Here is a 9856-nt window from a genome sequence, read left to right on the forward strand (position 1 = left end):
CAGGTTGAACATTACCGCGCGCGGGCACCAGAAGGATTATTTACCAGCATTGAATGTGGTGCCCGACTGTATGCCGCCTTGGATGAGCCGGTGCCGCCAGATGAAGAATTATGGGCGCGCGCAAATGAGCACGAAGCGTGGCTTGGTCTGCCCTACAATGAACTCGCGGTGTCTGATCGCCATTTTGGCCGTGGCTTTGCGCTTGCAGGTTTTCATCACCCGCGCTCACGCTATAGCGATGCTGATTACCGGCATATTACCAACGCCTACAACAGGGCCATCGATTTCTGGAAACGCGAAATTGAGGAGAAACGCCCTGGTCTCGTACTTTGGGGTGACAGATTGCTGATTGCGGCGGCTCGTGCTGAAGGCATACCCGTGCGACTTTTGGCGGGTTCGCGCTACAAAGATTACCATTACTGGTCGGTCAATGAATTTTGGGAAATGCCGGCTGTTGAGCGAATATATCGCGGCCTCAACAATGGTGCCGAATCGACGCTCGAAATCGATGCGCCGTATCACAGTCATGTTGTTAATCGCGGGCATTTCCTAGCGCAATCCAACCTACCGAGTCGTTTATCCAAAATGACACACGCGACAGTACAATATGTCTACTGGCGTTTGCGGGGTTATGAGAAAGCGAAAGGATACTACCTGTCGGAACAACTTGCTTTCCATCTTCGCGTATGGCGCCAAACGCGCGATTTACGCCGTGGCGGCCTTGTACCTCTAAAGGACCTTGAGGGTCGAAAGTTTGTGTTTTTCCCGTTGCAAACAGAGCCTGAAACGTCGCTCCAAACACTCTCTCCTGAGTATTTTTTTCAGCTTGAGGCCATCGCCTCTATTGCGCGCGACCTTCCAGCCGGCGTGCTACTCGCCGTCAAGGAGACTTTTGCTGCGGTCGGGCGGCGGCCCGATAATTTTTATGAACAAATTCGGGCGTTCAAGAATGTGGTGCTGTTGGAGATGATGGAACTCGGGCTCGATGTGACGCGGCAAGCAGAAGCGGTTGTCACGATAAATGGAACAGCCGGACTTGAAGCCGCCGTTCGTGGCAAGCCGGTTATTGTGTTTGGCCATCACAATCTCTACCGCATTTTACCTCATGTCCTGGAAGTGCGCGAGAGTCGTGACCTCAAGCATTGCCTGCAAACAGCGCTCAGCGGCTCGATTGATGAGGTTGCGGCGAAACGGGCCGGGCAGGGATTTCTTCAGGCCGTTATCGAATCTTCGTTCGATCTGCAAGGCTACGATTTCCGAACACCAGACATCATAGATCCCGCAGCTGTAGATGGGGCCTATGCGCAACTGATCGAGGGTTTGGCCGACGGTGCAGAAACTGTCTTGCGGGAGGGTGCGTGACACAAGGATCTGAGAGTGGTCACGCCCGTCGTCGGCGGATTGGGCTCGCCGAGGTGCGCATGTCGTTTCGCTCAGCGGGTCCAGAGCCGATTTGCCTCGCTTATTTTGGACGACCGCTCGCTAATTTGATGACGCCGACATTCTACAACGCCGGCTTGAACGCAGATCAAGTGATGGTGATGCGCTTATCGATGGGCGCTATTGCTCTTGTGCTATTTGCACTGGGTAATTACGGGGCCTTGGTTGCTGGACTCGTCATTTACGCCATCGCCTATATTCTCGATTGTGTTGATGGCAATCTTTCCCGGTTACACGACGGGGGTAACTATTGGGGCAAGTTCATCGATGGGTTTGTCGACGACATTGTGTTGTTCACCACCCCGCTCGCGATAGGTCTCGGAATGTGGGTAGCGCACGGCGATGGCACGGCCTTGGCAGTTGGAGGCTTTGTCAGCATTGGCGCCTTGCTCACCGGTATCGCGCGTCATCGATTTAGCTTTGTGCGCGAATGGATGGTCTCACGGTCGGGGCCATTGAGCGATGAGGAAAAGGCCGGGATCGCACATTTTGAGCGAATCAGTAATCGGCCAGTGAGGTTGGTCGCGAATCTCTATTGCTTTGCACCATGGCTCTTACTGTTGCCAAAAGGCGGTTGGGTTTACCTCGGCGTGATGCTGGTTGTCGGGGCGAGCGCCAATTTGGCGTGGTTGGTGATGATCGTGGCTCAGGCGAGCGCTGTTCTACGCCGCAAGCGCCAAGCAGTTCATATGGGAAAATCCATAAACGAAAATGGTAATGACACGGTTCATGTCGCTGACTGAGCAATCGACTGAGCAATGACGCTACGCCGCTTTCTTGCTGTTTGCGCCATGCTTGGGCTACCACGCTCAACTGCGGTCGCTATTCTTGTGCTGGACTTGGTCAGTGTGTTTTTCGAAGGAATCGGGATCGGAATGATCCTGCCGATTCTCGATTACCTCGAAGGCTACGGAGATGTGAGCGCATTGACTGCCCAGTCGGCGCTCTGGAAATGGCTTGCCGCCATCTTTGGTTGGTTCGGCATCGAGATATCGCTGCCCGCATTATTAATAGCGTCATTGCTGTTTCTCGCTGCTGGAATCGCCTTTGTTTATGGTCGCACGGTCTTTGCCGGAGCTGCACGCTTCGGTGTCATTCGCGATTTACGGGAAAAGGCATTCCGCCATTATCTTGATACCCGGCTGTCTTACAGCGAGAACGATGAGCTTGGGCTGGCCGTGAACGATTTCACAACTGAGGCGGAGCGAGCATCGAGCTGTGTCTTTCAGGTTCTCACCCTGGTCGGGGGGGTGATGTTAATTTCGGTCTATTTCGGACTGGCGCTTGCCGTCTCCACGCCGATGGCGCTCGCGGTTTTACCAATTTTGGCGATTGCGGCACTTGGCGTGCGTGGCATGATCCGTAGAAGTCGTGATGTCGGCGAAGAACTCACGCAGTCCAATCAGGCGCTCAGTAGCTTCCTTGTAGAACGCCTCAAATCGCACCGCTTCATTCGCCTCTCCGGTACTGAGGAAGCGGAATCCGACGCCATGAAGCAAATCGCATGGCACCAATATGGCCGCTATTTACTCGTATTGGCGCTTGGTGCGCGAGTTGCGGCTGTGGTCGAAATTCTTGGCGCCGTGGCCATCCTGGGCTTTCTGTATTTAGGCTTTGTCGTATTCGATTTGTCGCTCGGCGAGATCGGCTTGTTCCTCGCCGCCATTCTCCGGCTTATGCCACGGGTTCGCGGGGTGATGGGAGCGCGCCAGTCTCTGGTGGCGTTCGTCGGCAGTCTGAATGTGCTGCAAGGCCGATTTGATGAGATGGCGCAGGCGCGTGAAAGCGAGTTCGGCGCACGGCCTTTCAAGGCGCTTCATACCGCCATCGAATATAGCGGTGTCGGCTTCAGTTACGCCGACGCCCATACCGCCGCCCTGAACGGCATCGACCTCACGATCCCGGCCAACCGCATTACCGCTTTGGTGGGTCCCTCCGGCGCGGGTAAATCGACCCTGATCGATCTTCTGCCGCTGTTGCGCGAGCCCAGCGTCGGGCAAATATTATTCGACGGGACACCCCAGGCCGAATTCAATTTAAAAAGCCTGCGCGCCGGTATCGCTTATGCACCGCAATCTCCTCAAGTGTTTAATGCCAGTATTGCCGAGCATATCGCTTATGGCGGGTCTGCAGCGTCGCAGCAGGATATCGAAGCGGCGGCGCGTCTTGCCGGCGCCCATGATTTTATTTCGGTGCTACCGCAGGGCTACGATTCACCCGTGGGCGAAGATGGCGTGCGACTCTCAGGCGGGCAGCGCCAGCGTCTCGATCTGGCCCGCACCCTGGTGCGCGGCGGGCCAATACTTATTCTCGACGAACCGACGAGCAATTTGGACGCCGATGCGGAAGAAAAATTCCGCGACGCACTGGTGCGTATTCGCCGGGAAACCGACATGACGATTATCGTCGTTGCCCATCGCCTTTCGACGGTTGCGATTGCCGACCAAATCGCGATTATTGAGGCGGGCCGGGTTAGCGATACGGGTACTCACGCGGCGTTGATAGCACGCGGTGGCTGGTATGCTATGGCCTTTGCCAAGCAGCAAGGATCGATGGTAATCGATGCCGCCTGAGAGAATAATATTGAGAGCACAGGATGAATAGCGGTCTTGAATTTATCAACGGCGGCAGTGCCGTGGACGATCGTGGCAAGCTGCAGTTTTGCAACGATTTCGACATGGCGGCGATACGGCGCTTTTACGTCGTGTCCAATCATCAATCACGTTTTGTGCGTGCCTGGCATGCCCACAAACAGGAAGCCAAATATGTTTATGTGGCGAGCGGCGCGGCGCTTCTTGCCGCCGTTAAAGTCGATGATTGGGCGGCGCCCGATCCGGCGCTCGAAATCAATAAATTCGTGCTGGCCGAGGATAAGCCGGGCGTTCTCTATGTGCCCGGCGGCTATGCCCATGGCTTTATGACGCTGCGGCCTGACACCCGGCTGTTCTTCTTTTCAACCGTAGCGCTCGACGACAGCCTCGACGACGATGTGCGTTACCCTTTTGATTTCTGGAATCCATGGACGGTGGTTCCGCGCTAGATCAAGCGTTGCTGCCCGCCTGTTTTGAATCATGACTGAAACATCAAGAACCGACCGTCTTGTGCCGTTGCCCACGCTCGGCTTGGATGAGTCCATATCCTCAGCGTTTGAAAGTCTGGAGGATCGCTATGGCGCGATTGTCGCTGTTGTTGATGACGACCGGCGGCTTCAAGGTATCGTTTCCGCCGGAGATTTGCGGCGCGCTATTTTGAATGGCCAGGTACGCTCCACATCGCTAAGTGAGGTGATGAACCACACGCCTGTGACAATCCTCCATGCCGAGCTGGAGAGCGAGGAAAGCATCAACGGAGCGCTCAACCGTCTCAAGGCGCTCTATGCCACTGAACAGATGCACGTCATGGTTCCGATCGTCGATACGGCACATCGTCCGCTCGGCATGATCGATGTGCAGTCGTTGTTGATGCGTGCACCAGGCAGTGACTTTTCGCCGCGCCAACGTACCGTATTGGTGGTCGGTGGCGCCGGATATATCGGCTCGGTTTTGGTGCGTAAATTACTCGCTGACAAATGGGCAGTGCGGGTGCTCGATCTCTTTCTATATGGCCGCCGATCGCTCGAAGGGCTCGATGCGGAAATCGATATTGTCGAAGGGGACGCCAAAAATATAGACACCTTGGTTAAAGCGGTTGACGGCGTCGATGCGGTTGTGTATTTGGCCGAGCTGGTCGGTGATCCGGCCGTGGCGCAAGCACCGCAAACGGCGCTGAAGACGAACTATCTCGCTGTAACGGCGCTTGCCCAGTTGTGCGAGTATCTCAACATCAACCGTTTCGTCTACACCTCCTCGTGCAGCGTTTACGGCGCCAGCGCCAACCCCGATGAATTTTTGACGGAACTGTCGGCCACGGCGCCGGTCAGCCTCTATGGCAAGATCAAGCTGATGGTGGAGGAGGCGGTGCTGTCCATGGCGCGCCGGCCCAATCAATTGTTTGCGCCGACAATTCTCCGGCTCGGCACGGTCTATGGCTGCTCGCCGCGGGCGCGCTTCGATCTTGTCGTCAACACATTGACCAAACACGCCGCAACGCGCGGCGCCATCGATCTCTTCGGCGGCGATCAGTGGCGCCCGCATGTTCATGTCGGCGATGTGGCGAAGGCGATCGTCAGCGTACTCGATGCGCCGCTCGATGCGGTCCGTGCCGAGATATTCAATGTTGGCGATAGCGAACAGAACTATACCATCAATGCGATCGGCGATCTTGTCGCCGAGGCTTTTCCCGAGATGACGGTCAATCGAATGAACACGACAGTCGACCCAAGAAACTATCGGGTGAATTGCACCAAATTGCATCAGGTGCTCGACTTTAAAATCGATACGAACGTCGCCGCCGGCGTGCAGGAGCTGAAGGCGGCGCTTGAATCCGGTGACCTCGGCAACCTTGATCAATCGGGCTATAGCAACCTGCAAACGGTCCAGGATTTGGCCTTCGAATGACGCGCCGAAGCGAGAGCGAAACATGAGCGAAGATTTTATTCCCTACGCGCGCCAGAGCCTCGACGAAGACGATATCGCGGCGGTGGTGGAAGTGTTGCGTGGCGATTGGCTCACCCAGGGGCCAAATATTGCCGCCTTCGAGACGGCGGTCGCTGCGCGCGTCGGTGCCAAGCACGGCATCGCCGTTGCCACCGGTACGGCGGCGCTGCATTGCGCCTGCTATTCCGCCGGTGTCGGCCCGGGCGACGAAATTATCACGGCGCCGATCACATTTGCCGCAAGTGGAAATTGTGCTCTTTTTCTCGGCGCCGGCGTCAAGTTTGTCGATATTCGCGCCGATACCTACTGCCTTGATCCCGAAAAGCTCGAGGCCGCCATCACGCCAAACACCAAGGCAATCATACCGATCGATTACACCGGCCAACCGGCGGATATGGACGAAATCAATGAGATCGCCGCGCGCCACGGTATCGCGGTTATCGAAGATTCCGCGCACGCACTCGGCGCGACTTATAAAGGCCGCCCGGTCGGCTCCTTGGCGGCGATGAGTATTTTTTCGTTCCACCCGGTCAAGCATGTGGCGATGGGCGAAGGCGGCTTGATCGCCACCGATGATGATGAACTTGCGGCCGCGCTACGCCTTTTTCGCACCCATGGCATCACAAATAATAGTGCCGCCATGCAGCTAGCACACCAGGCAGCCGACAAAGATTGCGGCGGCCACGCTGAAGCCAATGCGGATGACCGCGCGCCGTGGTATTACGAAATGCAGGAACTCGGCTTTAATTACCGCATCACCGATATCCAATGCGCGCTTGGTCTTAGCCAATTGACCAAGCTTGACGGTTTTTTGGCTCGGCGGCGCGAGATTGCGGCATTTTACAATACTGCCTTCGGTAAATCAGAGCTGCTTATTCCACCCCATCAAGAGGCAGATCGGGAGAGCGGCTGGCATCTCTATATGCTGCGTCTTCGCCTCGATCGCCTGAGCATAAGTCGGCGGCAGATTTTCGAGGAATTGCGCGCCCGTAAGATAGGCGTGCATGTTCATTATATCCCGCTCCATCTGCAGCCCTATTACCAGGAAAAATTCGGCTACAGACGGGGCGATTTTCCTGAGTCCGAGGCATATTACGATGCCGCACTGACCATTCCGCTGTTCCCGGCCATGCGCGATTCCGATTGCGAGCGGGTTGTCGAAGCGGTGCTTGCCTGTGTGCGCTGATGGGACGGACCATCGCTATCGTTCAGGCGCGCATGGGATCGACACGCCTGCCCGGAAAAATTTTGCTGCCGCTTGCGGCGCATACTGTACTCGGCCATGTCCTAACGCGGTGCGCCGCTGTGCCGGGCATCGACGGTGTGTGTTGTGCCACGACGGATTTGGCCGAGGATGATGCAGTGGCAGAAGAAGCATCGCGCCATGGCGCATCGGTCCACCGCGGCTCGACCGAGGATGTGCTGGCGCGCTACGCCGGCGCGGCGCGCGCGGCGAAAGCAGATGTGGTGCTCCGCGTGACGAGCGATTGCCCGGCCATTGATCCGGCGGTTTGCGGCGCGCTGCTCGACCTGCGCGGTCAAACCGGCGCGGGTTATGCGGCCAACAATATGCCCGCATCGTGGCCGCACGGACTGGACTGCGAAGCCTTCACACGGGCCACGCTGGAGGCTGCCGCCGACAATGCCGATCAGGCCTTCGAACGCGAGCATGTCTCGCCTTGGATGCGTGAGAAGGGCGGCCTATCCCGCGTCAACCTAGCGGCACCGCCCGGAATTCCCGGGCACGGTCGCTGGACCTTGGACTACCCCGAGGATTACGCTTTTTTTCAGGCCTTGTTTGCCCATCTTCCGCCCGGCCCAAACGGCTTTGCCGCCGCCGCCATTGTTGCGATTCTCGCCGCCTATCCAGAGATCGGCGAGATCAACCGAGCCCGCCACGACACCACCAAAAGCGCCCCCTTCGGCGCCGTCAACAAACCATCCAAACTTAAAAGCGAGCCGCATGCCTAAAGAAATTTTCTGCACCATCGGACCGGCCTCAATGAACAAACGAGTCCTGGCTCGCTTGGAGGAATTGGGTGCGACCTTGTTCCGCATTAACCTTTCGCACACCAAAATTGAGGATGTGGTCGAGATCATCGATTTTATTCAGGCGCACAGCACCGTGCCGGTTTGCCTCGACAGCGAAGGTGCGCAAATTCGCACCGGCAGCCTTTCAGAGGGTAGTGTTTCGGTATCGGAGAGCGCCGTGATTTGCGCCCGGCGCGAGGCCGTGATGGGTGATGCGCGCGCGTTCAGCCTTTACCCCCATGGCATTGTCGATTCGCTTGAAGTTGGTGATTTTGTCAGCATCGATTTTAATGCGGTACTGGTGCAAGTGACTGAGATGACCGCGGCGGGCGCCATGATGCGTGTTTTGACCGGCGGCATGATCGGCCAGAACAAGGCGGTCACGGTCGAGCGTCCCATTGACTTGCCGCCGCTGAGTGAGAAGGACCGTGCGGCACTCCGTATCGGCCGGGAGAAAGGGCTAAAATACGCGGCCTTGTCTTTCGCCAACAGAGCATCGGATGTGGATGCCATACGCGAGATCGTCGGCGACGAGACATTCGTAATTTCAAAAATCGAATGCCGCAACGGCCTCTTGAATCTGTCTGCCATTGCCGAAAAATCCGATGGTCTGTTGATCGACCGAGGCGATCTGTCGCGCGAATTTCCGGTCGAGCGCATTCCGGCGTTGCAAAAACATATCGTGCGTATGGCCAAGGTGGCCGGGCGTAAGGTTTATGTCGCGACCAATTTGCTGGAATCGATGATTACCGCGCCGGGCCCCACCCGCGCCGAGGTCAATGACGTCTATAACACGCTCGTCGATGGTGTTGATGGCCTGGTCCTGGCGGCGGAAACGGCGATCGGCGCCCATCCCGTCGCCTGCGCCAGCATGATTGTAAAATTGATCCGCGAGTATGAGGCCGGACCCGAAGCCGCGGCCGGCGGATATGATCTCGAATCGGCTTCGCTCCTGGTCGAGCCGCATGGCGGCCGGCTGGTGCATCGTGTGCAAGAGGCGCCGGCGGCGGACGAGCTGGCGCGTCTGGCGCGTCTCACAGTTGATCGCAATGTGCTGATGGATTGCCAGCAGATTGCCCATGGCACCTATTCACCGCTCACCGGATTCATGACGCAGGATATGTTGGCATCGGTGTTACGCGAAAACCGTGTGCCGGAGGGCGACGCCTGGACCTTGCCGATTGTCCTTCAGGTCGACGCGGCGCGAGCTCAGAAAATTCATCCTGGCGAGAGCATCGCGCTGGCGAGCGAGGCGGGTGTGGCGCACGCGTTGCTCGAAGTATCCGAGGTTTATCCGGTGAATTTTGACGCTGTTGTCGAACCTTGGTTCGGTACCGCTTCTCTCGATCATCCCGGCGTGGCGCGCCTCGCCAAGGGCGGCGATTATTTTGTCGCTGGCGATATCACCCTCATCGCCCGTCTGCCTTCGCCCTATCGCCAATTCGAACTCACCCCAGCGCAATCGCGCTTCGTCTTTAATCACAAGGGTTGGATCCGGGTGGTCGGATTTCATACGCGTAACGTCATTCACCGGGTGCATGAACATATTCAGTTGAGCGCGCTGGAGCGTAGCGGTGCGGACGGGCTTTACGTGAGTCCGGTCATCGGCCCCAAAAAAGCAGGTGATTTTCTGCCCGAGCCGATCATGCGCAGTTATCAGATAATGCTTGATCAGGGGCTCTATCCTGAAGGAAAAGTGGTGCTTGGCAGCTTCGCCACCTATTCGCGCTACGCCGGGCCGCGCGAGGCGGTGTTCACCGCGCTGTGCCGCAAGAATATGGGTTGCTCCCACTTCATCGTCGGCAGAGACCATACCGGCGTCGGCGATTTTTATGCCGCGGATGAAATTC

Annotated in this window: 8 protein-coding genes; all 8 read left to right on the plus strand. The window is 57.2% G+C overall.

Going from position 1 to position 9856, the window contains the following annotated elements:
* Window positions 1-1362: hypothetical protein (locus O3A94_16505; protein MDA1357853.1), on the plus strand; the 1362-nt coding region annotated here is incomplete at its 5' end.
* Between the two features lie 173 nt (window positions 1363-1535).
* Entirely contained in the window at window positions 1536-2183 is a 648-nt protein-coding gene (locus O3A94_16510) for a CDP-alcohol phosphatidyltransferase family protein (GenBank protein ID MDA1357854.1), read from the plus strand.
* Between the two features lie 15 nt (window positions 2184-2198).
* The gene (locus tag O3A94_16515) at window positions 2199-4013 is read left to right on the plus strand and encodes an ABC transporter ATP-binding protein (protein ID MDA1357855.1); all 1815 of its coding nucleotides are present in this window, start codon (window positions 2199-2201) and stop codon (window positions 4011-4013) included.
* 23 nt (window positions 4014-4036) lie between these two features.
* The gene (locus O3A94_16520; GenBank protein MDA1357856.1) at window positions 4037-4480 is read left to right on the plus strand and encodes a dTDP-4-dehydrorhamnose 3,5-epimerase family protein; all 444 of its coding nucleotides are present in this window, start codon (window positions 4037-4039) and stop codon (window positions 4478-4480) included.
* A 31-nt stretch (window positions 4481-4511) separates the two neighbouring features.
* Window positions 4512-5936, plus strand: coding sequence for an NAD-dependent epimerase/dehydratase family protein (locus tag O3A94_16525; protein MDA1357857.1), 1425 nt, complete (start codon window positions 4512-4514; stop codon window positions 5934-5936).
* A gap of 22 nt (window positions 5937-5958) precedes the next feature.
* The gene (pseC, locus tag O3A94_16530; GenBank protein MDA1357858.1) at window positions 5959-7161 is read left to right on the plus strand and encodes a UDP-4-amino-4,6-dideoxy-N-acetyl-beta-L-altrosamine transaminase; all 1203 of its coding nucleotides are present in this window, start codon (window positions 5959-5961) and stop codon (window positions 7159-7161) included.
* On the plus strand, window positions 7161-7946 hold the full coding sequence (locus tag O3A94_16535; GenBank protein MDA1357859.1) for a glycosyltransferase family protein: 786 nt from the start codon (window positions 7161-7163) through the stop codon (window positions 7944-7946). Before pseC ends, O3A94_16535 begins: the two co-directional genes overlap by 1 nt.
* Window positions 7947-7977: 31 nt before the next feature.
* Window positions 7978-9856, plus strand: a 1879-nt coding sequence (locus tag O3A94_16540; GenBank protein ID MDA1357860.1) for a pyruvate kinase, incomplete at its 3' end; no start/stop codon positions are given.

This window comes from Pseudomonadota bacterium, from assembly GCA_027624955.1.
GTDB lineage: Bacteria > Pseudomonadota > Alphaproteobacteria > UBA828 > UBA828 > PTKB01.

Coding starts and splice junctions, on each gene's coding strand:
- pseC (MDA1357858.1), top strand. CDS start 5,959: ATGAGCGAAGATTTTATTCCCTACGCGCGCCAGAGCCTCGACGAAGAC.
- O3A94_16510 (MDA1357854.1), top strand. CDS start 1,536: ATGGTGATGCGCTTATCGATGGGCGCTATTGCTCTTGTGCTATTTGCA.
- O3A94_16520 (MDA1357856.1), top strand. CDS start 4,037: ATGAATAGCGGTCTTGAATTTATCAACGGCGGCAGTGCCGTGGACGAT.
- O3A94_16515 (MDA1357855.1), top strand. CDS start 2,199: ATGACGCTACGCCGCTTTCTTGCTGTTTGCGCCATGCTTGGGCTACCA.
- O3A94_16525 (MDA1357857.1), top strand. CDS start 4,512: ATGACTGAAACATCAAGAACCGACCGTCTTGTGCCGTTGCCCACGCTC.
- O3A94_16535 (MDA1357859.1), top strand. CDS start 7,161: ATGGGACGGACCATCGCTATCGTTCAGGCGCGCATGGGATCGACACGC.